This is a genomic window from Brucella pseudogrignonensis, from assembly GCF_032190615.1.
Taxonomy (GTDB): Bacteria; Pseudomonadota; Alphaproteobacteria; order Rhizobiales; family Rhizobiaceae; genus Brucella; species Brucella pseudogrignonensis_B.
Genome location: NZ_JAVLAT010000002.1, coordinates 692,330 through 715,558 on the forward strand (window position 1 = coordinate 692,330; position 23,229 = coordinate 715,558).

Genomic DNA, 23,229 nt, shown 5'->3' on the forward strand with positions numbered 1-23,229 from the left:
TCGTGTTTCATGCTGCAAAGGGGTAAATCTTAACCCCGGAAACAACGCGTGTCAGGTTGCCCTGATCAATAAATGGATTGTCGATGTTGAGATTGAGTTCTGCCGACCAGCGGGCGGACCAGATTTGCGCCAGAAGCACGTAAAGTACGGCATCCCAGCGGCTGTCGCCGGTAAGATCAAGCGTAAGATCACAGCCTTCGCCACCAACGGTCGTAACAGTCGCTGTCGGGAACTGCTGAGCAATTTCAACTGCGATGTCGTGATCATAACGCGCGGTATGCTGATCCGGGTGAATGAAGACCACAACGCGGGTGTTGCCGACAACCGAAGCTTTTGGGCCATGACGGAAGCCGAGCGTGCTATCCCAATTTGTCATGACTTGACCCGCGGTCAGCTCCAGAACCTTGAGTGCGCTTTCGCGCGAAACGCCGGTCAGTGCGCCGGAGCCCAGAAAGATTGCGCGGTCTGGATGGGGCGCAGGCGTTGCGTCGAGCTGTGCAAGTGCCTTAGTACCCGCAGCCGAGAGCTTGTTAAGTTTGTCGGCGACATCAACATTGCTATCAATGCAGGCGAGCGCCGACAAAAGCATTGTCGTGTAGCTCGACGTCATTGCAAAAGCCTGATCGTGCGTTGCTGCTGGCAGAACGATCACGCGCTGTTCGCCAGGGCCTTTCGCTGCCCGAACGGCCAGTGTACTTTCGCCATTGCAGGTGATGTTGAGGCGGTGTGCCTTCGGGAAATGCTCATCCAACAGGTCGAGCGTTGCGACGGTTTCCGAGCTGTTGCCGCTGCGGCCAAATTGCACGACGAGCAGTTCGCCATCATCAGACAGCGTTTCAGACGGATTGGAAACAATGTCGGTGGTCGGAATGGCGTTAAGCGAAATTGCGCCAGCCTTGACCGATGCAAGAGCTTGACCGATGAAAGCCGAGGTCCCTGCGCCGCTGAAAACGATATGCTTGATACCCTTGGCGGCTATCCATTCACGGATTTCAGCCGACTGGGTGGCAAGAGGTGCTGCCCATGCCTGCCAGATGCCCGGCTGTGCATGAATTTCCTGCCAGGTGTGACTCGTTTCCAGTTTAGTCATTAACGCCGTCCTCTTGAGTACTGATGACACGCACACCGCGTTCGCGGATGCGGTTGGCTATTTCGTGATTGGGTTCAAGATCGGTTATGATCGCCGTAATCCGATCCATTGCGCAGATACGATGCAGCCGTGGTTTGCTGAATTTGGTCTTGTCGGCCAGAACGATGACACGGCCAGAAGCCTCGATCATCGCGCGGTTTTCGTGGGCCTCGTCTTCCAGAAAAGTGCTGACGCCCGTTTCTGGCTCAATGCTGTCTGCCCCCATCACGAAAGTATCGAAACGCATCTGGGAAAGAGCCGTATCGACCAGTCGTCCGGAGACGGACATGGTTTCACGGCGAATGCTGCCGCCGGTCAGCATCACCTGATGCTGTTTATGGCGAAGCACGGTCTGGGCAACGTCGAGACTGCGGGTCATCACGATAAGCGGTGCAAGATTGCCCAGATGCGCTGCGAAGCGCTCTATGCTGGAGCCGTTATCGAACAGCACAGCTGTATCGCCTTCCAGGAGACTGACCGCCTTGCGTCCGATTGCATCCTTGGCGTCATAATTGACGGCGCGACGATCAACCGGATTGGCTTCCACGCCAGTGGGGACGAGGCCGGGGCGCTGGGCAAGCGACAAAGCAAGATCGATGCGGAAATCGGCAAGACCTGCATAGCCAAAGCGCTGGCAGAAGCGGATGAGCGTTGGTTCTGAAGTACCAAGCTGGTTGCACAATTCGCGTGCTGTTGAGCGAATGAAGCCTACCGGATCGTTTTCGATCAACAGGCATATGCCACGCAGCTTCGGAGTGAGCTCCGGCACTGCTGCTTGCACAGTCTGATAGAGGTCTTCTGTCGGTTGCAACTCCGGCCCTTTCCTTGTGTTGTAATTTTCTATTGAAAAGAGAATTTTACTTCAACACAAATTTCTAATGTCAGTTGTTTATTTTAACACAAATTTTGTTTTGCTCCGTTTGCATGTCAGCCATTCCTGAGCACGGATGGCTGTTTAAATCAGGAAGGCGGCTGCCTGCCATCGGCAATTGCCTTGAGGGCTTCACGCAGTTCGGCAACTTTGGCTGCCGTAGTTCTTGTTGCACCCGGCACGGCGAAGCCGAAATTCAGCAAAATCTCATCCGCATCGATTGGCGCACTGCAGGATGCATGAATTTCAGTGAGATCAGGCAATGCTGCAGCGATCTCGGCAAGTGTTCCCATATTCACGCCCGAACCTGGCATGATGGTGATTTTGTTTTTGGCAGCACTCTGCATTTCCGCAAGGCGTTCGAGGCCGGATACGGCTTTCAAGGCACCGCCTGAACTCAAAATCCGGTTGATGCCAAGCTCGATAGCTATTTGTACGGCTTCTGCCGCGTCAGGGGTAAGATCGATTGAGCGATGCAGTGCGATCTCAAGACCATCGGCTGCATTGACCAGTCGCTCCAATGCAGGTCTATCAAGCCTTCCATCGGGCAGATTGGCGCCAATCACAACACCTGCGAGGCCAAGGGTGCGTGTTGCTGCAATTTCGGCTTCCATGATCTGCAATTCATCTTCGGTCCAGACAAAGCTGCCAGCGCGTGGCCGTATCATCACCATGATAGGAATTGGCGCTTTGGCTGAAAGCTGCATGAGACCGATGGAAGGCGTCAGCCCGCCAATTGCGAGTGCTGCGCAAAGCTCAATTCGATCTGCACCGCCTTTGATTGCGGCGTCCAGCCCTTCTGCATCATCGACGCAGACTTCCAGTAATATCCGGCTCAAAGCAATCCCCTCAGTTTTTCTTGTATTCTATCTTTGCCAGTATCGCGACACCGGCCAGTCCTGCGATAGCCCCCATGATGGTGACAGTTCCATAGCCAGCAAAGCTTGTGCCAATCGCAAAAAGCGCTGTGCCGATGCCACCGCCGACAAACATGTTGATTGCGATCAGGGAGGCCGACAGGCCGGGCCGATCGTGAATGATGCCAAGCAGATAGCTTATTGGCTGGCTCACGATTGCTGCTGCACCAATCCCCCCAATCGCCGATGCGGCGTAAATCTCCCATCGTGTGGTGAGGAATGCAAGCCAGATCAAATAGATTGCGTAAAGCAATGATGCGACAAAGAAGATGCTGATCTGGCTTTTGCGACGGCCAATGCGCGCCCAGACCAGCATGAGAATTGCTTCAAGCCCTGCCACGAAGCCCATGACCATGCCAACATCTTCGACTGATCCACCACCGCGCCCTGTAATGATGAGCGGAAGTGCAATGGCATTCACATGCAGAACCGAGGTTATAAGCGCGGTTCCGATCAACCGGATGAAAATGCCGGGTGAAATCAGGCGCTGAAGATCGGCAAGGCTTGATGGCTTTGTGCTTTGCGCGTTTGTGTCCGGCTTATGATCATGGGGCATCAGCGTCATGATCGACAGAAAGCAACCCAGTGAAAGCAGCGTTGCAAAGGAATAGGCGGTCAGAGGCGAGCCGGTTCCGGCCAGCACAGCACCGACAAGTCCGGGCACAAGAATCCAAGCAATAGAAATCGCCATGCGAACGATTGTTATAGAATCACCGAGTTCAATCGGCGTCATTCCAGCCGAGTGATTGCGGATATTGGCAAAAAGTAGTGTGCTGACGACGTTAAAAAGCGCGATTGGTCCGATGGTTGCGAGCGCAAAGATCCATGGCGATGGGAACAGCCAGATCAGGCCGAAACCCGCAATGCCAAGGGCCGTCACAATCACCATCGGCGCGCGATAACGCCCGATGCGGTCAGAAACCAGTCCGATGGCAATGCTTGCCGCGAGATTGGCGACAACGGCGCAGAAGGCCACAACCGAATAGGTAAAGTCGCTTAAGCCGATGACGCGGATGCCCACGATCGGCTGATATGGTGTTGTGGCCGCCCCTGCGAAGCCAAAAAACAGGATCGCGATCGTGCTGGCTCGCACGATCGGATATTGCCGGACAAGATCGAGGCTCGAGGTCGACATTCAGTGCGCCACTATTTTCACAATAGGCCTTGTCCTGCACGGCTATAACCGTGCAGGACATGAGGATCAGAATAGCGGATGACGGCGTGCCTGCACAGCAAAGCGCAGCCAATCCTTTTCCGATGCTGGGGTCCATGCAGCTTCCGCGACCGCCAAAAGGCGCGGGAAGGTGAGGTCATTGAAATAGGCATGCGTGGTGAAATGTTCACACCAGATACATGCCTGAACGCCTTTGAGATGCTGCGCCAGTTCCGGCGGGAAATCACCAGCAGCTTCGTAGGCATAGCTTTCTTCTGGCGTGGAAGCGCCCGCCCAGCCAGCGCCCGGTTCCCACCAGTTATGCGACTGCGCCATATCAAGATAATAGGCCTGACCCGGCGTCATGACGACGTCATAACCCTGCTTTGCTAGCTCAATGCCGATTTCTGGTGCCTGCCATGCCATCAGCAAAGTGCCTTCCGGCTGTACGCCGCCGCCATGCGCGACTTCGTTCCAGCCAGCGAGAACACGACCGCGCTGTTCCAGCATGATCTTGAGCTTGCGCATGAACCATGATTGCAGTTCAAAGGTGCCTTCAAGCCCTTCGCGTTCCATCAATTCGCATGCAAGCGGTGAGCCAATCCACGAATTGTCGGCCACTTCGTCGCCGCCGATATGGATATAGCGCCCCGGGAAGAGAGCGACGATATTGTCAAGGATTGTCTTCACAAATTCCCATGTCGCTGGCATGGCTGGGTTGAGCGCATTATTCGTGAAGCCCTGAACGGTTTTGTAAGACTCATTGGCTTCATTGCGATCCTGAAGATACGGCAGAGCGGTTAGTACTGCCTTGCAATGGCCGGGCATGTCGACTTCCGGTACCACTTCGATGCCAAGTGATTGCGCATGTGCAACCACTAAGCGGATTTGTTCCTGGGTATAAAAGCCGTGCGACGGTTCAGTCGTATCGCCAAGCTGCGGCAACATCGCACTGTTCGGAGCGCGGGTTGCGCCAATCCTTGTCAGTTCCGGCAGTTCCGGAATTTCAATGCGCCATGCTTCATCGTCGGTCAGATGCCAATGGAAGGTGTTGAGGCGATACCAGGCCATGATGTCGAGGAAGCGCTTAACTTCATCATGAGTCCAGAAGTGACGCGAAACGTCCAGAAGGCAGCCGCGCCAATCATGGCGTGGCGCATCTTCAATGCGGCCAGAAACGGGAAATTTGAAGCGTTCTGCCTCCTGCTTTGCACCATCAAGAATTTGTGCCAGAGCGATAAGACCATGGCGCGTGCCATCGGCATCAGAGGCAGTAACCGTGATTAGCTCAGCCGTGAAATCGATGCTGAAGCCGCTTTTCTTGATGCCCGTGTCGGTTCTGATCGCAACAGCGCGGCCGCCTTCAACTGCTTTCAGCGAAAAGACCTGACGTGCCTGCGGGAACAGTCGTGCATGAAGCTCCTCAACCAGCGAAAGCGCACGCAGACCTGAAAGGTCGGTGCCCTCTGCGGGATGCAGAGCAATTGGTGTGCTGCCTGCCTCAGCCTCGAACTTCACGGGCCATGGTAGTAGGGCAAACGGAAGCGTAAGACGGCCTTCTGGCAGACGCGGGCCGGGCAGAGGGAGGTTCTGACCCGAAAGTGCAAGTTCGCCGGTCTCAATGTGGATTAAACGGCCATCGGCACATTTGAGATAAGCCGTCTTCGCTCCGTCATTAACATGAAATGGTGAGCGATTAAGTGGTGCGACGCTCACCGTCCATGTTTCGCCCGGCTTCAATGTGAAGCCTTTGGGCGCAGCTATTTCGTTGAAGCTGCCATCATGCAGGACAAAATGTCCGTTCGTGATCTGTGGCTCTCCAACAATGCGGGTGATGCTGGTGTAGCAAAGTGAGAAATTGGTCAGTGTTTCATCCGACAGGTTAAACACTTCGATTGTCATGGTTCCGGCTGGTGCGGGATTTGCGTTCCACGAATTTTCAAGTCGGAATAGGCTAGGCATGCAATTCTCCACCAGCAGATTTGTGCGCATTCCGAAAGATAAACCTGTTTTCGGTGAGCGCGTTTTAGATAAGTGAGATCCCGCTGAGTCTTCGTCGGCTTGGCCACAAATCATGCGGGATAGAGGCCTTGGCCTTGTTAGCAACTATATCATCGTCTTCAATGGATTTTGTCCATCCTAAAATTTAGCCGTTTGTAATTTAATGGTTATTAAATTCCTTTGTTGCGAATTCTGCATGACGTCATGCGCTTCGTGCAGCCAGAATTTATAACAAAAGTACATCATTTCTTGTCAGTCCGATCTGCTTATTGCGAAATCGTAAATCCATTAAATTCCTGTTTTTATTTATTAAAATTGCAATCTTAATGCGGAATGATTGCAATTTGTACATATTGAACAGATTTCGAGCAATTTGATTTCTTTTAAGGCAGATGGCCGGAATGCTATTTCTGGACCTCATCAAGTCTGTGTGAAAAGTTTTGGTTTTGCTAAATTCCTTGTGTTTTTTCTTGACATTTTGTGGTGATAATTTTCATCTTACTAAAAAATCGATTGGGAGTTTATCGTGAAAGTCGGCATTGTAGGACTGGGCTATCGTCTGGGTTATTTGGGTTTTGTCTTCAATGCACTTGATCCCGAGTTCGAGATTGTCGGCTATGTAGACCCTGCGCCTGCGGGCATGGCAGAGCTGGATGAGCATGGCATTTCGGCTGGCAAGCAATATGCGACGCCGGAAGAGCTGATCGCTAATGAAACGTTCGATCTTCTGATGATCGGCTCTCCAAACCATATGCATCTTGATCATATTCGTGTGGGTCTTGAAGCAGGTCTTACCGTTTTCACCGAAAAGCCGATTGTGTCGTCTATTGAGCAGACTTATGCGCTGGCTGAGCTTCTTGCCAAACACGGTCAGGAGCGTTTGCTGGTCGGTCTCGTGCTGCGCTATGCGCCGATGTATCGCGATTTGATGCAGGCCAAGACCGACGGTTTGCTGGGCAATATCGTTTCGGTTGAAGCCGCAGAGCACATCTATCCATATCACGGCGCATTCTTCATGCGCGACTGGCGCCGCTATTCAAAGTGGTCGGGCAGCTTCCTTCTTGAGAAGTGCTGTCACGATCTCGATCTCTACAACAGCGTGATCGGCTCGCGCCCTGAGCGTGTTGCAAGCTTTGGTGGCCGCAAGACCTTCATTCCGGAAAATGATCCACGCCGTGAAGGCATCAACGACATGTCACTGTTCCATCGCAAGCCGACCGGCTGGGAAGGTTCGGACAAGGTTTTTGATTCCGATGGTGACATCATCGATCATCAGGTTGCGATCATTGAATATGCCAATGGTGTCGGCATGAACTTCCACACCAATCTGAATGCGCCGGACCAGTTCCGCCGTTTTGCGATTTTCGGAACGCGCGGTCAGGCTGAGGGCGACTTCATTCGCGGTTATTTCGATGTGCATGAAGTGCTGAACGAAAAGCGCACTATTCACAAGGAATATGCGACACGCACCGAGCTTTCGCAGCATTACGGTGCGGATGAGAAAATGGCGGAAGAAGTGATCGCCCATGTCATGCATGGCGGACCACTGCCTGTTTCGCCGCTTGATGCGATGGAAGCGGGCATTCTTGCCATGGCAATGGATGAAGCGCGTGAAAAGCGCACGGTCATCGATCTGCGTCCCGTCTGGGATCGCTTCGACACAGCACTTCAGAAAGTTTGACCTGATACATGGGAATGCAACGCTCCAAAGTCATCTTTGCTTGGGTCATGCTTGCACCGGCACTTATCTATGTGCTGGCAATCGTCGCCTATCCGCTGATCGACACTTTCATCCTGTCCTTCACCGACGCATCGCTGCGTCGCACGACCAATTGGGTCGGCTGGGCTAACTACGACAAGATCGCCAATGCGCAGTTTATGGCTGTTATTGGCCGGACATTCGTCTGGACGTTCTTTTCGGTGTTGATGAAGATCACGATTGGCATGTTTGGAGCGGTGCTTCTCAATATGGCTTTGCCGGGGCGTGCATTGTTCCGCCTGATGATTATGCCACCGTGGATCGTGCCAATGGCTATCGGCATTTTCATGTGGAGCTGGATGTATAATGGCCAGTTCGGCATGATTTCGGGCATGCTTCAGCGCTTTGGGCTGGTCGATGGACCGGTTGCATTCCTCGCTTATGGCAACACGGCTTTCTGGGCAACGATTGTCACGGACGTCTGGATCGGTGTGCCGATGGTGACGCTCTATTTCTTGGCGGCCCTTCAGGCGATCCCGAAAGATCTCTATGAAGCCGCTTGGACTGATGGCGCAGGTCGCATGTATCGCTTCCGCCGGGTGACGCTGCCGCTGATGCTGCCAGCCATCATCACCATGTCGATGCTCTCGACCATTGCGACATTCAACTCGTTCGACATCATCTGGATTTTGACGCAGGGCGGCCCGAACGGTTCGACCACCACGATGATTATCGACACCTATCAGACGGCTATTGGCTCGAAGCGTTATGGCGAAGGTGCGGCGCGTGCCGTCACCATCTGCATATTCCTGTCGCTGTTCTGCCTTGCCTATTTCCGTGTCACGCGGCGCATCAACCCCGAAAAACTTGCGTAAGGGGAAACATAATGAGCCAACCGCAAAATACACCGCTTATCGACCGCTATACGTGGATTGAAAAAATTGGTGCTTATGTAGGCATTGCGATCTTTATGATCTTCCTGCTCGCACCATTCTTTGAAGGGTTTCTGGTTTCATTGAAGCCATTAAACCAGCTGTTCTCTTCGCCCTATCGGTTCTGGCCGGAAAATGGCAGTTTTGATGCCTATTTTTCGATGTGGAAGAGCGTTCCGCAATTCGGACGCTACATCTTCAACTCGTTCTTTATCTCGTCAGTGGTCACAATCATTGTGCTGCTTCTGGTGGTGCCTGCGGCTTACGCCTTCTCACGTTTTGAGTTTCGTGGGGCAGGGCTGATCCTTGGCGGTTTTCTGGCAATCAATATGTTTTCAGGCGCGGTTCTGCTGATCCCGCTGTTCCGCCTGATGCGCAGTTTTCAGCTTCTCAACACCTATGCCGCGATGATCGTGCCGGGCGTTGCCTTCCTTATTCCGGCGGCGATCTGGCTGCTGCGCACTTATATGATGCGTATTCCGCGTGAGTTGAATGAAGCTGCCTATATGGATGGCGCAAGTCACTTCTACACATTGCGCCGGGTTATCCTGCCGATCGCCATGCCGGGTATCATCGTTGTGGCGATCACCACCTTCATCGGGGCCTATGCGCAGCAGTTTATCTTCGCGCTGACGTTCAATTCCAAGGCGGAATACATGCCGCTGCCGGTAGGCCTCTTTGCCTTCTTCGGCAAGCAGGAAGTCGTCTGGAATGAGCTGATGGCGGCGTCTTTTGTGGGCATCGCACCAGCGATGATCATCATCTTCTTACTACAGCGCTATCTGGTCGGAGGACTGACCGCAGGTGCTGTGAAGCAATAACAATCCGTCTAAAGATCTATCATCATAAGGGAGTTTTCAGAGGTGACGACGATATTTAAAATGGGAGCTGCGGCGCTCGTTCTCGCAGGCAGCACGATGCTTGGCACGCTCGGTGCATCGGCAGCACAGCAGGAGATCTCGTGGATCTATTGCGGCGACAAGCTCGACAAGACACACGACAAATACATCAAGGCCTGGGAAGAAAAGAACCCGGATTGGAAGATCGCTGTTGAAGTTGTCGGCTGGGCACAGTGCCAGGACAAGGCAACGACGCTTGCAGCCGCAGGTACGCCGCCAGCAATCGCTTACGTCGGCTCGCGCACGCTCAAGGAATTTGCTGACAACGACATGATCGTGTCTGTTCCGATGACGGACGAAGAAAAAAGCGCTTATTTCCCACATGTGGTTGAAACCGTTACCTATGACGGCACCCAGTGGGGCGTACCAATCGCGCTTTCGACCAAGGTTCTTTACTGGAACAAGGACCTGTTCAAGCAGGCTGGTCTTGATCCAGAACAGCCACCACGCACATGGGCTGAAGAAATCGAATTCGCCAAGGTCATCAAAGAAAAGACCGGCATTCCGGGCTATGGCCTGTCTGCTAAGACCTTCGACAACACCGTTCACCAGTTCCTGCATTGGGTTTACACCAATGACGGCAAGATCGTGAACGATAAGGGCGAAGTCGTCATCGACAACCCGCAGGTTCTTGCAGCACTCAATGCCTATAACGACATCAAGTCCTATTCGCAGGAAGGTCCAACCGCCTACGAACAGAACGAAGTGCGCGCGATCTTCCTCGACGGCAAAGTTGGTATGATTCAGGGCGGTTCGGGTGCTGCTGTTCGTTTGCAGGATTCCAAGTTCAATTGGGGCATTGCAACACTCCCCGTTGGTCCTGATTCAAAAGGTCCGGGCACGCTCGTCATCACTGACAGTCTTGCCGTGTTCAAGGATTCCGGCGTTGAAGAAAAGGCAGCCGAGTTTGCCAAATACATCACGTCACCTGCAATTCAGGAAGAGTATGAACTGGCAACCGATGAAGGCCTGACGCCAATGCGTCCGTCACCAGCGGTTGATAAGGTCATGGTTGATATTCCTTACTGGCGTCCGCTAATCGAAGGCATTCAGTATGGTGGTGCAGAGCCGCTTTTCACTGATTGGCGCGGTTTCCAGAATGTCATGATCGCTATGGTTCAGTCCGTTGTCACAGGCGATGCAAAGCCTGAAGACGCGCTAAAGAAGGCCGATCAAGAGCTGAAGAACCTTAAATAAAACTGAGATAGAACCGCCCTGCCGGATCATTCAGCAGGGCGGTACGACAACGAGTTTTCGGCCGCAGGAGAGCAGCGTGGGAAAATTATCCCTCAAGAATATTGTCAAGAGCTTCGGCCAGTTTGACGTCGTCAAGAACGTATCCCTTGAAGTGAACGAAGGCGAGTTCATGGTCTTTGTCGGACCATCGGGCTGCGGCAAGTCCACGCTTCTGCGCATGATCGCAGGCCTTGAGGATACGACGTCTGGCGATATTGTCATCGATGAGAAGCGCGTCAATGACCTGCCTCCGGTCAAGCGCGGCATCGCGATGGTGTTCCAGAGCTATGCGCTCTATCCGCATATGAGCGTTTACGAAAATATCGCATTCCCGCTGCGCGTCGAAGGTGCTGATAACGCGACCATCAAGCGCAAAGTAGAACATGCGGCCTCAATCCTGCATCTCGATCAGCGCCTTGAACAAAAGCCCGGCATGTTGTCCGGTGGCCAGCGTCAGCGCGTGGCGATTGGCCGTGCGATTGTTCGTGAGCCGAAGATTTTCCTGTTCGATGAACCGCTTTCCAACCTCGATGCAGCGCTTCGTGCCGACATGCGTATCGAGCTGACCAAGCTGCACAAGCAGCTTGGCGCAACCATGATTTATGTGACGCATGATCAGGTTGAAGCCATGACCATGGCTGATCGCATCGTGGTGCTTGAAGGTGGCAACATCTCGCAGGTTGGTACGCCGCTCGAACTTTACAACAAGCCGCGTAACAGCTTCGTTGCAGGCTTTATCGGTAACCCGCGTATGAATATGCTGCCGGTCACCTTTGCTGGTTTTGAGAGCAACGGCTATGCGCGTGTTAAGCTCGGAAACAACGAATTGGTTCTGCCGGTTCTTTGCGAAGAAGCCGCGCGTCCAGACGTCGGCCAGACGCTTACACTGGGCATTCGTCCTGAGCATGTCGAAATCGGTGACGGTGAAGTTGCAATCACGGTGCAGCCATCTGTTGTTGAGCGCCTTGGTCAGCAGACAATCGTTTACAGCACTCCGGAAGGCATGAGCGAGACGTTCTGCATCATTACGCCGGGCACAGCACCGATCTCTGGTGATGCTTCGATCAAGGCAAGTTTTGATGCACAATCATGCCATTTGTTCGATCAGAATGGCATTGCCTTTACAAGACAGGGCGACTTCTCGAATTAAACTTCGAGCTCCATTTGACGATAATAAAAAAGGGCGGAAATTCCGCCCTTTTTTGTTAGTTTATTAATGCGTACCGACTGCTTTGCCGTAAACCCGGATGACATTTCTGACGGCTTCGACCATCAGGGCATGCGGTGTGGCTTCAACCTTGCCGGCTGCAACAGCCGGATAAAGCGTGCCAAGATACTGGCTGATCAGCGTTTCAGGAATTTTGCGACCTTCAAGGCGCTTGAGTAGGTCATTGACGGCAGCTGTGGCTTCCGGATGTGGCCAGTAATAACGAATGCGGTCGCTATAGGAGAAATGGCGCTGAAGACGCAGTTCTTCCGCATCGCCATGATAATATTTCTCCCAGTTCTTGGGTTCGTTGAGAAGCAGCTTCTCAAGCTTGCCACGAACGGTCTCTTCTTCAGGCAGTTTGTCGAGGAAAGCTGCAATCTGATCAAGACCATAGAGTGCTTCACGCAGCGCAAACGTCAGACCCGGTCCAACTTTCAGAATGGCAAAGCCATCATGAACCAGAGCCGACAGCGCCTCAACCGGCTGATAGTCGGTTGAATGGGCTTCAAAGACAAACTGCGGGACCTCATTGAGAACGCCGCTGAGAGCGGTCGCTTTTTCGCTATCGTAATAGACAACATTTTCATTGCCGAATTCCACGCCCGGTTGCACCACAACGCCGATGGCGCGCGAGAAGGCATCTTCAAGGCCAAGGGCTGCAAAAGCCTTGCGGTGAATGGCGATGGTTTCAAGCGCCGCATCTGGTTTGGTCAGCTCCAGATCTTCGATCTCTTCCATCGCGCCGCCCGGGATCGGAACTTCCGTGCCGACAATATAGACAGGCAGATCAAAGCCGGACTCAGCGGCTGCTTTTTCTGCAACTTTTGCAAGACGCGCTGCACGTTCAGCAGTCACAGCATCAGGCAGTGCAACAGGTTCACCAGCGCAACCCATGGAGGTGTCGAGGTGGATTTTGGTAAAGCCTGCACGCACAAAGCCATCCATCATCACTTCGGATTTGGCCATGGCTTCTTCAGCTGACAAATGCTTCCACGGATTGGGGCCGAGGTGATCACCACCCAGAATAAGGTGCTTGGTATCAAAGCCGAGACGCGCTGCGATGTCTTCGACAAAACGGCGGAAATCAGCCGGTGTCATGCCGGTATAGCCACCATCCTGATTGACCTGATTGCAGGTGGCCTCGATCAGAACGTCGGTCTTGGTTGCAATGCCTTCAAGAAGGGCTGCTTCGATAACCAGAGGATGAGCCGAGCAGATCGAGGTGATGCCTCCCCGCGCACCGCTTGCATAACGCGTGGGAAGTTTGCTCAAGGTCTGAGTGCTGCTCATGACGGGACTCCGTTTTTGGCGATGAATGCGTTGATTTCATCCATCGTTGATGTGCCTTCCATTGGGCCTTTGACGCCAACGGCGCGCGCGCCTGTCGCGTTGGCTATGGTCAATGCTTCTTTTGGTGCGAGGCCGCGCAACCAGCAGGTGACGAAGGCCGCGCCAAAGCTGTCACCTGCGCCTGTTGGATCGATCTCATTGACTTTGAATGCGGGGGCTGTGACTTCGCCAGACTGGTCGAAGTAGCTTGCACCTTCAGCGCCACGCTTAATCACAATTGCCTTGATGCCACGAGCGAGCAATTCTTCAATGGCGGCTTTTTCTTCCGTCGCCTTGGTGAATAGGAAGATTTCAGGCCCACTTGGCATGAACAAATCGGTATGTTCAAGCGCATGGACGAGTGCCTCGCGCATACCCGGCAGATCAAGCATTTCCTTGCGGATATTCGGATCAAATGAGACCGTGCCGCCTTTAGCTTTGATGCGCAGCGTTGCTTCGTGGATAGCGTCAACAATTCCATCAGAAAAGAGTGCTGAACCCATAATATGCAGATGGTCGGCAGTCTCGATTAGCTTTTCCGCCTCAGGTGTCAGCCCAATTGCGCTGCATGCACTGTGCTTGATGTTGAAGATGAAATCGCGATTACCATCTGGACGATAACGCACGAACGCGCTGCCTGTGGCGGCTGTTGGATGCACACTGATTGCTGACACATCCACGCCGTCTTTTTGCAAACGTTCGATGTTGAGAGTGCCAAAGTCGTCATTGCCTACCGCACTGACCATACCGCAAGGCTGGCCCATCTTGGCTGCCTGATCAATGAAGATTGCCGGTGCGCCGGAAGCAAAAGGGCCAATCAGCGGAATGGCGCTTTTAAAACCATTGCCTGTTTCAATAGCCATGATCTCAACGACGATTTCGCCGATTGTGATGATCTTTTTCATGCGATGCACCAAGTTATGTCCTGACTGATTTCGAGCGGACATCGAGCCAAACGGCGACGAGAATGACGACGCCCTTGACGATGAGCTGATAGAAATACGGCACCGACAGCATGTTCATGCCGTTGTTGATGACGCCGATAATCAACGCGCCAAGGATTGTACCGACCATCGTGCCGACACCACCGGCGAGCGATGTGCCACCCAGAACAACGGCTGCAATGGCGTCGAGTTCGTACCCCATGCCTGCATTGGTTTGTGCCGAGGACAGGCGCGATGAGAGCAAAATGCCACTGATTGCAGCCATAACGCCTGAAAGCATGAAGACGATGATCTTAATACGATCGACACGAATACCGGAATAAACGGCCGCCTCCTTGTTGCCACCTGCGAGATAAATGCGGCGGCCAAAAACTGTTTTGGACAACAGAACATAATTGACGAGAAACAGAACACCGACGATCCAGATGATGATTGGTAAGCCGAGCCAGCTTTCTGAACCGATTGCCAGCCAGGTTTCATTCTCGATAATTTCGGGCGCGCCATTGGTCGGCAGGCTGACCATGCCGCGATAAATGCCCATTGTGGCAACTGTCACAATGAAGGACGGAAGCATAAGTTTCGCTGAGAGCACACCATTCAGCCCGCCCATAATCGCACCGGCAGCCAGTGTGAAGATGACGGTCGGCGCAAAGCCGAAGCCCATGGAAAACGCTTGCGCCGCCACCATGCCAGCAACTGCAATGATTGAACCGATGGAAAGATCAATTTCACCCAGCAGGATCACGTAGGTCATGCCGTAGGCCGCAACCGCAATCACGGCCACCTGCTGCATGATGTTCATGAAGTTGTTGAATGCAAGGAAGCGCGGGTTCAGCACTGCAAAAACAATGCAGAGAACGGCCAGCGATATGACAATGCCGCCATATTGACGGATCATCGGAGAAGAGAAAAGCGAACGACGAACTTCTGCGTTTGCGGCTTTTTTCTCAATGTCTTGTGCGTTGCTCATTGATGCATTCCTGCTGCGTAGCTCATGACGGTTTCTGGGGTGAGGCCATCTGCGTCGAGTGTTGCGGCGACATGCTTGGAATGCATGACGACAACGCGATCACTCAGCCCCAGAACTTCTGGCAACTCGGACGAAACCATCAGGATTGCCGCGCCATGGGCGGCAAGTTCACGGATGATGCGATAGATTTCAAATTTTGCGCCCACATCGACGCCGCGGGTTGGCTCATCGAGGATGAGCACTTTTGGCTTCATCTGAAGCCACTTTGCTAAAACGATTTTCTGCTGATTACCGCCGCTGAGAGAGCCGGCAATCGTGTCAAGCGATGCGGTCTTGATTGCCAGTCGCAGCACTTCAGCTTTTGCGCTGGCACGTTCAGCGGATGAGCGCATCATGCCAAAAGGTCCGGCAAGTTGTCCGAGAGCAACCATATTGATGTTGCGCTCGACGCTCTGCGGCAGAACGAGACCTTCTTCCTTGCGGTTCTCAGTCACAAAAGCGATGCCGTGAGCAATCGCCTGTGTTGGCGAGGCGAGAGTAATGGATTGTCCGTCGAGTTTTATGTCGCCGGTTGGATGCAGCATGCCAAAGAGCGCTTTCATCACATCCGAACGACCGGAGCCGACGAGGCCAAACAAACCAAGCACTTCGCCGGGTTTTACATCAATGGATACATCGTTGAATTTGCCCGGAACCGAAAGGTTCTTTGTTTCTAAAATAGCGGGAACCGTTGCTGATGGGCGAGGGGCCTCACGCGGGGGGTAGATGTCGTTCATCTCACGGCCGACCATCAAGGCGATTAGCTCTTCAATGCTGGTCTGGTTTTTTTCAGTCGTTGTGACATATTCGCCGTCGCGCACGACCGTAATGTCGTCGGACAGGCGCATGATTTCTTCCATCCGGTGCGAAATGTAGATGACGGCCGTACCGCGCGCTTTGAGACGTTCAATAATTGAGAACAGAATCTCGGCTTCACTGTCAGACAGCGATGATGTTGGCTCGTCCAGGATCACAACATCAGCCGGTTGGCTAAGCCCCTTGGCGATCTCAACCAACTGGCGCTGCGCGATCGATAAGTCGCCGACTTTGGCGCGTGCATCAACCGGCAGGCCAAGTTCTGCAATGAGCTTGCTGGCTTCAGCGATGAGCTCCCGTTCGCGGATAAAACCAAAGCGGCTCGGTTCATTGTTCGCCAGAATGTTCTCGGCAACCGATAGGTTTCGAGACAGGCTAAGCTCTTGAAATACGATTGAAATGCCGCTGCTGCGTGCGTCGCGCGGGTTCTTGGGAGCATAAGGGGCGCCCTTGAGCACTATCGTGCCTGATGTGGGTTTGAAGACCCCGGCAAGGATTTTCATTAGTGTGGATTTGCCAGCACCGTTTTCGCCGAGCAATGTATGCACACGCCCACCGCGAACAGTCAGGTTCATGCGTTTGAGTGCAACAACAGACCCAAATGTTTTGGCCACATTGCTGATCTCAAGCACAATATCCTGAGTGGTATTGGTCGCAGAATTGATAGCGGTCATTGGGAGTCTCCGCTCTCCATAAGAGGTCTGTATTTAACACGCCTGAAAATGCGCTAACTACAACCTTGTATCGATAATGTGCTGCGGCGGCACTGACGCGTGGTGATCGTCGTGCCGCCGCGCACTAAAGAGAAACGACGGTTGGGAGGAGTTGCCGTCGTTTCACGCGGTTTTACTTGGTTTCGCCGTCCTTGGTGACAACACCAGGTACGATTGGCTGCTTTGCAGGAACCTCTTCGCCCTTGATCACTTTCACTGCGGTTTCAACGGCAGTTTTTCCCATTTGGTCGGGATACTGCGCAATCACGCCGACCATGATCGGGTCGTTCTTAACTGCGTTACGGGCTTCTTCCATGCCATCAAAGCCGATAACCTTGACCTGATTTTCGAGCTTTGCAGCTTTTACAGCCGAAGCTGCAGCCAGCGCTGCGTCATCACCAAAGCCGAAGATGCCGACGATGTCAGGATTGGCCTGAATGATGTTCTGAGCAGCAGCAAGCGCTTCTGAACGCGTGATGCCTGGCTGGATAGAAACAATCTTGATGTCAGGATGGTTTGCGATGGCCTTCTTGAAGCCTTCGACGCGATCAACAACGGACTGAACCGTCGGGTATTCGATGACCGCAACATTACCCTTGTCGCCAATGGACTTTGCCATCAGCTCGCCAGCCTTTTCGCCGCCGGCAAAGTTGTCTGTGCCAACAAAGGAAGTCACGTCGATATTATTGGCTGGAACGTCAACGGTGATGACCTTGATGCCCGCTTTCTGAGCTTTGGTTATAGCCGAGCGAACGCCCTTGCTATCAACAGGTGAAATGATGATGACATCAACGCCCTTGGTGATGAAATCTTCAACGTCAGCGAGCTGTTTGCTGAGATCCTGATTGGCAATGGACACTTCGAGCGGCACGTTTTCGGCCTGCGCTTCCTTTTTCATCGCTTCTGCGAGCGAGATATAGAAAGGATGCTGCTGTGTGAGAAGCGATGCACCAATGCCTTCAGCGGAAGCAATGCCTGTCATCATGGCAAGAGCTACGCCAGAAAAAAGAATACGACCAAGCGATTTACGAAACATAATTTCCTCCGACTAGAACCGGCATCTGCCGGGTCGTCCTTCTGATTAGGGACACATAAACATTTCCTGCTGGGTTAAAGGCCGTTGCTGACCTTAACCTCCCGGAAGGGCAGGTTCCTTCCTAAGCCCGCCTTAGAGCCTTTATTAGACATGATGGAGCCCGCTCGATGAGTCAATATAAAATTTATCACGTGTAAAAATTATAACGATTTAAAGTCGGGGTTTTAACGCAGGTTGAGGTCTATTTTACATTGTAAATCAAGGATACGTTGCATATCAGCGCAAATTAGAGTTGCTTCTGATAAGAAATAATTTTACGCATAGAAAATAATTGACCCGTCTAGAGATGCTCGCAACACGGGATGGGAGGAGCGGCAATGGCCGACAACAAAATCAGGACAATGGAAGAATTCGCTGTCGCAAGCGGTTTATCGCGTCCGACTGTTTCGAAATATTTCGACAATCCTGAGAGTGTTAAACCATCGACGCGTGCACGCATTGAGAAGGCGCTGAAAGACCATAATTATCAGCCCAATATTTTTGCTGTGAGCATGAACCGCAAAAAGCCCAAGAATATTGGCGTGATTGTTCCACATATTTCAGATCCATTTTACGCCGAAATCATTCGCCAGATTGAAATGCGTTGTCTGGCTGAGGGCTATTGGACGATTGTTCTGTCTTCTCATGGTGATCGCAAGCTTGAAGCGCGCGCTATGCGCACGCTCATGTCGCTCAACATATCGGGTGTGCTAATGGCGCCGCTTGGTTTTGAAACTGATGCCAAGCTCCTTTCAAGCTTGTCGGCCTCTATGCCAGTCGTTTTTCTGGATAGCCGTATTAGTGATGATCAGCCTTTTGTTGGGACAGATAATCGCCAGAGCATTGGCAATATTGTCGAATATCTCTGCCGCACGGGTGAACACCCTTGTTTCATGGAAATGCCCGCCGTTAATCAGAATGCTATTGAGCGCCGGGCTGCTTATATCTCTGCAATGGAACGTCTGCGCATTGAGCCGATTGTCTTGCCGTTGACACCGAAGAAGTGGAACTTCGAAGAGCTTGGTTATGAGGAAGCAGGGCGCATTCTTGATCGGGGCGGTTTTCCGACGCGCACTGTCTTGTGTGCCAATGACCGTATTGCTTTTGGCGTGATTTCAGCGGCTTATGAGAGGCGACGTCACGTTGGGCGAGAAGAGGGATGCGATTTTCGCGTGGCAGGCCATGACGATCATCCGCTTAGTCGATTTACGTGTCCGCCACTGACAACAGTTGCGCAGGATTATCGCACAATTGCTCAGCTTGGGCTCGATATGTTGTTTTCACGCATAAACGCGCAGAAAAGCGGTACTGCGGTTGCTGCGGAAATCAGTCATCTCGCAAGCCAGCTGATTTTACGTTCATCCGCTTAAACTCTGGTTTGAGTGTTTTTCTGTTTGCGCCATTCCAGCGGGCTTAATCCCGTCACGCGGCGGAATTCTCGGTTGAAGTTTGACTTCGTTGTGAAGCCTGAATCGAGCATGATCACGGTCACGGATGTATCTGTCTCGATTAGTAACTTGCAAGCTTCAGCTATTCGATAATCATTGATGAATTGCGAAACATTTTTTGCAGTCAAATGGTTCACAGCATTTGAAATTTGACGTGCGGGTAGACCGACTTTTTTTCCAAGACGAACCAGCGTTAAATTCTCGTCGAGATACAGCTTCTTTGCTGACAGAAACTCTTCGACATGCGCCAATACTGCTTGATGTTGTTCTCTATCTGAAATGCTTTGGTTTCTGTCTTCATGGCTAGGCACTGATGGTTGCGCTTTGCCCGCTACGATTGCCGTGAGGCCAAGAAAGAACAGCCCAAGCAGATTGGCATTGCTTACCATCAGAGCCGCATTGTTACCGTTGGTCCACTCGAAATCAAAAAGGATTGCGATATCAAAAAATGCCGACATGAAAAGAGACGCTGCTGCGATAAGAAGTGCGCGATGCGCTGAAATTGCTGTCTCAAACCGAGCATCACTTAAAGAATCCGGACCGCGCCGACCAAGATATAGCAAGGCGATTGCATAACCCATAAAAAGCAGGATCAGAGCGCCATCAATCAGAATTGGCGCGACAAATAGCAGGCCCATAATCGTGATCGGAAAAATTGCTGTAAGCCAGAGGTTGTCGGTATTTCGCCCCGTTTCAGAGCCGATCAAGGTCCGAAAGCTTGCATAAAGCAATGGCGGTAGCGCGCTGGCAATTATTGGAAGCACATAGCGAACTTCAGTAAGGTCATATCCCCATCGCAAACCCACGGCCACAGATTGCGCAATGCAAAGTGCGACGAGGAGTTGAAATGGCCAATTATGCTGCTCGGAAGTTCTATTCCGCCACATCGTAAAAAACAGGATTGTCAAAAGCAGAGCGACGACAAAGGGCAAGGGAACAAAGATCACGCTGAGACTCTATTTGAGGGAAGCACGCTCACTGTTTGGCCTAAATCGCGATTGTGTACGACCTGAATCGCGATTTAGGACGAAAATGAGAAAGGTTCACCGCAATTCTCCAGACATAACTCAAACTCTGGAGACTTGAATGAAACGACCTTTTTTGCTTGCCGCTTTTATCACTGTTAAGCTGATGATCATAGCGCCGAACGCTTATGCCTATGAGGTTGGGGTGCGTGAAATAAAGGTGCCTTCTGCGGAAAGGAAAACCGATCTTTCTGTTGCGATTTGGTATCCAGCACAAAAAGGAGGCGAGGCGATTTCGTTCGGTGAGAACAAAGTGTTCAAAGGCACGGAGGCTTATTTGAATGCGCCTTTGGCTGCCGGAAAGTTTCCTGTGATTTTGCTTTCTCACGGTTCAGGTGGGCGGGTGGAAACGGCTGGCTGGCTGGCGGCGAAATTGGCCGAAGCAGGGTTTGTGGTTGCTGGCCCTAATCACCCTGGAACAACGTCCGGCAATTCGTTGCCTGCGGAAACCCCAAAGCTATGGCAAAGAACGCACGATATCTCTGATGTGGCAAGTTACTTGACGAGCGATGCGGAATGGTCGCCACATCTTAAGGCCGATCAAATGGGTGTTGTGGGATTTTCATTGGGTGGTGCGACTGCACTTGAACTGATTGGTGCCCGCGCAAATCTTGAAGCTTTTGCAACTTACTGTGATCAATACGATAAATGGGACTGTGCGTGGTATCAAGGTGGCGTGGGGTATGCCGATGGCGAGGCTGTTAAGGTCGAAAAGGTCAATTTGCGCACCATCGATAAGAAGCTGTTTGAGCAATCCAACCTTGATGCGCGCATCAAATCAGCAGTGCTTATCGATCCGGGATTGGTTCATGCTTATGTTTCGCAGAGCCTGAAAGACATCAGTGTTCCAAGCTCATTTATCAATTTTGGTGCGGGTAATGAAATCCCGTTTGCCGTGATTGCCGATAAAGTGTCTAGTCAGGTTTCAGGCGCCAATTATGAAACGGTGAGCGGAGCGGATCATTTCAGCTTTTTGCCAGTCTGCCATTCAGGCGCTGCAGATTTTCTAAAATCAATTGGGGAAATTGATCCCATATGTAATGAAACATCAAAAAGCCGTTCAGATATTCACGACGAGGTTTCTGAACTGGTATTGAAGCACATGGACGAAACACTTCAAAAATAAATAGCGCTATCATGCTGGTTTGGTGACAAATTTAATGCGAGACGGCCTTGTTGATGAAAATCAGGATGCCGTCTTTTAATACCTAAAAATTATTTCCGCTCTCATCTGTTCGGCGAGGCAGGGAAAGTGTAGGCACCTGTTTTCTTTGCATATTTTGATTGCTGCGTTCGAACTCATTGAAGATGCGCAAACCGACAGCCCAAGTTAAAAATATTAGGCATAACGCTATAACAGCGTTAAAAACAGTTTCAGGCTTCATGGAGTTTATCGTCCTTTGACGTTGGACGTGTATATGCTGCCTAAGTGGCGCTCATACAATGAATAATAAAGCATATCTGTTATGTGAGAGAATGCTAAATGAACAATGTGGTTCATTTCTGCCTGCGCATGCGAATGGCTTTAATCCAGGTGTTGTTGAACATGAACGCACCTATCACGAGAGCAACCAATCCAAGCGCCATCATTCCGTAAGCAATGCCTTGGTCGCCAAACTGCTGATATAGCCAGCCAGATTTCTCGACGTCCTGAGCAGGTTGACCGATTCGCATAAGCCCTTGAAAAAATGCGCCGACGCCGACGATTAACAAAAGAACACTACGAATCATCAGTCATGCCTGAATGCAAATTTTTAAATGGAATGAGTTATCTGAGAGCATATATTTATTTCTATCATGCTCATGAAAGCCTCGGAAAAACTGGAGCGGGCGAAGGGATTCGAACCCTCGACCCCAACCTTGGCAAGGTTGTGCTCTACCCCTGAGCTACACCCGCTCGCGCCAGTCTTCTCTGAGAGAGAAGTCGTTTCCGTTAGGCAAGCGCTATATCGCTCACAGCTTTTAATATTGCAACAGAGAAAAGAGATTTTCCTGAAAATAAACTGATTTATACAATTAAGCAATTGATTTAATTATATAAATATTTTTGGGTTGGCTGTGGATATGGTGCTGGTTTTACGGAGTGACGCTTCTAATCGTATGGAATCGATGTGAATCAGCTGATTTATTATGATTTACATTGGCTTTTCCAGAAGGGCTGAGCGGAAAGGTTTTGCAGACGTGGAGTGACTGGTATTGCGTCTGCAGATGGGTTGAGTAAGTGTACCTCTGCGCTTCGTATAATGGTCTTGCGACAAGATCATGCATTTAGGGAACCCAATTTTATGCCTCTTACGCCAGCCGAACTTCACGACTATCTGAAAAACCTTGGCATTGAGGTTAAGACGGTGGAACATCCACCTTTGTTTACGGTAGCGGACTCGCAAAGTCTTCGTGGTGAAATCGCTGGAGGCCATACCAAGAACCTTTTCCTGAAAGACAAGAAAGACAATTTCTTTTTGGTGACAGTAGACGAGGATGCTGTCGTTGATCTCAAGACAATTCATCAGATCATTGGCGCCGCCAGCCGGGTTTCGTTTGGCAAGCCAGAAAAGCTGATGGAATATCTGGGGGTTGTTCCGGGCGGCGTGACGGTATTTGGTGCGGTCAATGATACTGAACACAATGTTCAGATTATCCTCGATGCAAATCTGATGAAAAATGACATCGTCAATGGTCATCCTCTAACCAATGAAGCAACGACATCGATCCGACGTGACGATCTGTTACGCTTTTTGGCAGCAACAGGACATGAGCCACGCATTCTTGCAGTTTCGGATGATACCAAGGCTACACAACAGGTCTAAGCATTTTGCTAGCGTG

General features: G+C 51.7%; 20 protein-coding genes and 1 tRNA gene. 8 read left to right on the plus strand and 13 right to left on the minus strand.

The window, feature by feature from the left end; all coding sequences use genetic code 11:
• Positions 1-7 precede the first annotated feature (7 nt).
• The 5 genes from RI570_RS14595 to RI570_RS14615 all read right to left on the minus strand — a co-directional run bounded on the left by RI570_RS14595 (position 8) and on the right by RI570_RS14615 (position 6,032).
• The gene (locus RI570_RS14595; RefSeq protein ID WP_313829281.1) at positions 8-1,090 is read right to left on the minus strand and encodes an SIS domain-containing protein; all 1,083 of its coding nucleotides are present in this window, start codon (positions 1,088-1,090) and stop codon (positions 8-10) included.
• The gene (locus tag RI570_RS14600; protein ID WP_313829282.1) at positions 1,083-1,940 is read right to left on the minus strand and encodes a transcriptional regulator; all 858 of its coding nucleotides are present in this window, start codon (positions 1,938-1,940) and stop codon (positions 1,083-1,085) included. The genes RI570_RS14595 and RI570_RS14600 overlap by 8 nt, the downstream gene beginning before the upstream one ends.
• 149 nt (positions 1,941-2,089) lie before the next feature.
• On the minus strand, positions 2,090-2,839 hold the full coding sequence (locus RI570_RS14605; RefSeq protein WP_313829283.1) for a copper homeostasis protein CutC: 750 nt from the start codon (positions 2,837-2,839) through the stop codon (positions 2,090-2,092).
• Between the two features lie 10 nt (positions 2,840-2,849).
• Positions 2,850-4,052: an MFS transporter gene (locus tag RI570_RS14610; protein ID WP_313829284.1), complete on the minus strand. Its 1,203-nt coding sequence runs from the start codon at positions 4,050-4,052 to the stop codon at positions 2,850-2,852.
• A gap of 66 nt (positions 4,053-4,118) precedes the next feature.
• On the minus strand, positions 4,119-6,032 hold the full coding sequence (locus RI570_RS14615; RefSeq protein ID WP_313829285.1) for a family 20 glycosylhydrolase: 1,914 nt from the start codon (positions 6,030-6,032) through the stop codon (positions 4,119-4,121).
• A gap of 565 nt (positions 6,033-6,597) precedes the next feature.
• On the opposite strand from RI570_RS14615, the gene RI570_RS14620 reads away from it, so the two are divergent.
• From RI570_RS14620 to RI570_RS14640, 5 genes are all read left to right on the plus strand, one after another.
• A complete protein-coding gene (locus tag RI570_RS14620) occupies positions 6,598-7,752 on the plus strand; it encodes a Gfo/Idh/MocA family oxidoreductase (protein ID WP_313829286.1) in 1,155 nt (384 codons plus the stop codon).
• Positions 7,753-7,760: 8 nt separating this feature from the next.
• Positions 7,761-8,645, plus strand: a complete 885-nt coding sequence (locus RI570_RS14625; protein ID WP_313829287.1) for a sugar ABC transporter permease — start codon at positions 7,761-7,763, stop codon at positions 8,643-8,645.
• Between the two features lie 11 nt (positions 8,646-8,656).
• Positions 8,657-9,523: a carbohydrate ABC transporter permease gene (locus RI570_RS14630; protein WP_313829288.1), complete on the plus strand. Its 867-nt coding sequence runs from the start codon at positions 8,657-8,659 to the stop codon at positions 9,521-9,523.
• Between the two features lie 60 nt (positions 9,524-9,583).
• Positions 9,584-10,798: an ABC transporter substrate-binding protein gene (locus RI570_RS14635; RefSeq protein WP_313830056.1), complete on the plus strand. Its 1,215-nt coding sequence runs from the start codon at positions 9,584-9,586 to the stop codon at positions 10,796-10,798.
• 76 nt (positions 10,799-10,874) lie between these two features.
• A complete protein-coding gene (locus RI570_RS14640) occupies positions 10,875-11,987 on the plus strand; it encodes a sn-glycerol-3-phosphate ABC transporter ATP-binding protein UgpC (RefSeq protein WP_313829289.1) in 1,113 nt (370 codons plus the stop codon).
• Positions 11,988-12,050: 63 nt separating this feature from the next.
• Here RI570_RS14640 and RI570_RS14645 read toward each other — a convergent pair whose 3' ends face one another.
• The 5 genes from RI570_RS14645 to RI570_RS14665 all read right to left on the minus strand — a co-directional run bounded on the left by RI570_RS14645 (position 12,051) and on the right by RI570_RS14665 (position 17,843).
• Entirely contained in the window at positions 12,051-13,337 is a 1,287-nt protein-coding gene (locus tag RI570_RS14645; protein WP_313829290.1) for a D-tagatose-bisphosphate aldolase, class II, non-catalytic subunit, read from the minus strand.
• The gene (locus RI570_RS14650) at positions 13,334-14,281 is read right to left on the minus strand and encodes a sugar kinase (protein ID WP_313829291.1); all 948 of its coding nucleotides are present in this window, start codon (positions 14,279-14,281) and stop codon (positions 13,334-13,336) included. The genes RI570_RS14645 and RI570_RS14650 overlap by 4 nt, the downstream gene beginning before the upstream one ends.
• Before the next feature lie 13 nt (positions 14,282-14,294).
• Positions 14,295-15,290 (minus strand): ABC transporter permease, encoded by a 996-nt coding sequence (locus RI570_RS14655; protein WP_409558677.1) that lies wholly within the window; start codon positions 15,288-15,290, stop codon positions 14,295-14,297.
• Complete coding sequence (locus RI570_RS14660; RefSeq protein WP_313829292.1) at positions 15,287-16,819, minus strand: sugar ABC transporter ATP-binding protein; 1,533 nt, start codon at positions 16,817-16,819, stop codon at positions 15,287-15,289. Before RI570_RS14660 ends, RI570_RS14655 begins: the two co-directional genes overlap by 4 nt.
• A 172-nt stretch (positions 16,820-16,991) precedes the next feature.
• Positions 16,992-17,843, minus strand: coding sequence for a substrate-binding domain-containing protein (locus tag RI570_RS14665; RefSeq protein WP_409558696.1), 852 nt, complete (start codon positions 17,841-17,843; stop codon positions 16,992-16,994).
• A gap of 428 nt (positions 17,844-18,271) precedes the next feature.
• Between RI570_RS14665 and RI570_RS14670 the strand changes: the two genes are divergently transcribed.
• Positions 18,272-19,303, plus strand: coding sequence for a LacI family DNA-binding transcriptional regulator (locus RI570_RS14670; protein ID WP_313829295.1), 1,032 nt, complete (start codon positions 18,272-18,274; stop codon positions 19,301-19,303).
• Here RI570_RS14670 and RI570_RS14675 read toward each other — a convergent pair.
• The gene (locus RI570_RS14675; protein ID WP_313829296.1) at positions 19,300-19,962 is read right to left on the minus strand and encodes a helix-turn-helix domain-containing protein; all 663 of its coding nucleotides are present in this window, start codon (positions 19,960-19,962) and stop codon (positions 19,300-19,302) included. The two genes, RI570_RS14670 and RI570_RS14675, sit on opposite strands and share 4 nt — an antisense overlap.
• A gap of 520 nt (positions 19,963-20,482) precedes the next feature.
• Here RI570_RS14675 and RI570_RS14680 point away from each other — a divergent pair.
• Complete coding sequence (locus RI570_RS14680; RefSeq protein WP_313829297.1) at positions 20,483-21,532, plus strand: alpha/beta hydrolase family protein; 1,050 nt, start codon at positions 20,483-20,485, stop codon at positions 21,530-21,532.
• Between the two features lie 371 nt (positions 21,533-21,903).
• Here RI570_RS14680 and RI570_RS14685 read toward each other — a convergent pair whose 3' ends face one another.
• Together RI570_RS14685 and RI570_RS14690 are read right to left on the minus strand one after the other, a co-directional pair.
• A complete protein-coding gene (locus tag RI570_RS14685; RefSeq protein WP_313829298.1) occupies positions 21,904-22,137 on the minus strand; it encodes a hypothetical protein in 234 nt (77 codons plus the stop codon).
• A 91-nt stretch (positions 22,138-22,228) separates the two neighbouring features.
• Positions 22,229-22,303: transfer RNA gene (locus tag RI570_RS14690), tRNA-Gly, on the minus strand.
• 388 nt (positions 22,304-22,691) lie between these two features.
• Here RI570_RS14690 and RI570_RS14695 point away from each other — a divergent pair.
• Complete coding sequence (locus RI570_RS14695) at positions 22,692-23,213, plus strand: prolyl-tRNA synthetase associated domain-containing protein (protein WP_313829300.1); 522 nt, start codon at positions 22,692-22,694, stop codon at positions 23,211-23,213.
• The last annotated feature ends 16 nt before the right edge of the window (positions 23,214-23,229 follow it).

Bases quoted from the DNA above. Each gene is read 5' to 3' on its own strand.
- RI570_RS14595 (WP_313829281.1), bottom strand. From the start codon at position 1,090: ATGACTAAACTGGAAACGAGTCACACCTGGCAGGAAATTCATGCACAG.
- RI570_RS14610 (WP_313829284.1), bottom strand. From the start codon at position 4,052: ATGTCGACCTCGAGCCTCGATCTTGTCCGGCAATATCCGATCGTGCGA.
- RI570_RS14615 (WP_313829285.1), bottom strand. From the start codon at position 6,032: ATGCCTAGCCTATTCCGACTTGAAAATTCGTGGAACGCAAATCCCGCA.
- RI570_RS14625 (WP_313829287.1), top strand. From the start codon at position 7,761: ATGGGAATGCAACGCTCCAAAGTCATCTTTGCTTGGGTCATGCTTGCA.
- RI570_RS14630 (WP_313829288.1), top strand. From the start codon at position 8,657: ATGAGCCAACCGCAAAATACACCGCTTATCGACCGCTATACGTGGATT.
- RI570_RS14635 (WP_313830056.1), top strand. From the start codon at position 9,584: ATGGGAGCTGCGGCGCTCGTTCTCGCAGGCAGCACGATGCTTGGCACG.
- RI570_RS14645 (WP_313829290.1), bottom strand. From the start codon at position 13,337: ATGAGCAGCACTCAGACCTTGAGCAAACTTCCCACGCGTTATGCAAGC.
- RI570_RS14650 (WP_313829291.1), bottom strand. From the start codon at position 14,281: ATGAAAAAGATCATCACAATCGGCGAAATCGTCGTTGAGATCATGGCT.
- RI570_RS14655 (WP_409558677.1), bottom strand. From the start codon at position 15,290: ATGAGCAACGCACAAGACATTGAGAAAAAAGCCGCAAACGCAGAAGTT.
- RI570_RS14660 (WP_313829292.1), bottom strand. From the start codon at position 16,819: ATGACCGCTATCAATTCTGCGACCAATACCACTCAGGATATTGTGCTT.
- RI570_RS14665 (WP_409558696.1), bottom strand. From the start codon at position 17,843: ATGATGACAGGCATTGCTTCCGCTGAAGGCATTGGTGCATCGCTTCTC.
- RI570_RS14670 (WP_313829295.1), top strand. From the start codon at position 18,272: ATGGCCGACAACAAAATCAGGACAATGGAAGAATTCGCTGTCGCAAGC.
- RI570_RS14675 (WP_313829296.1), bottom strand. From the start codon at position 19,962: ATGGGTTATGCAATCGCCTTGCTATATCTTGGTCGGCGCGGTCCGGAT.
- RI570_RS14685 (WP_313829298.1), bottom strand. From the start codon at position 22,137: ATGATTCGTAGTGTTCTTTTGTTAATCGTCGGCGTCGGCGCATTTTTT.
- RI570_RS14695 (WP_313829300.1), top strand. From the start codon at position 22,692: ATGCCTCTTACGCCAGCCGAACTTCACGACTATCTGAAAAACCTTGGC.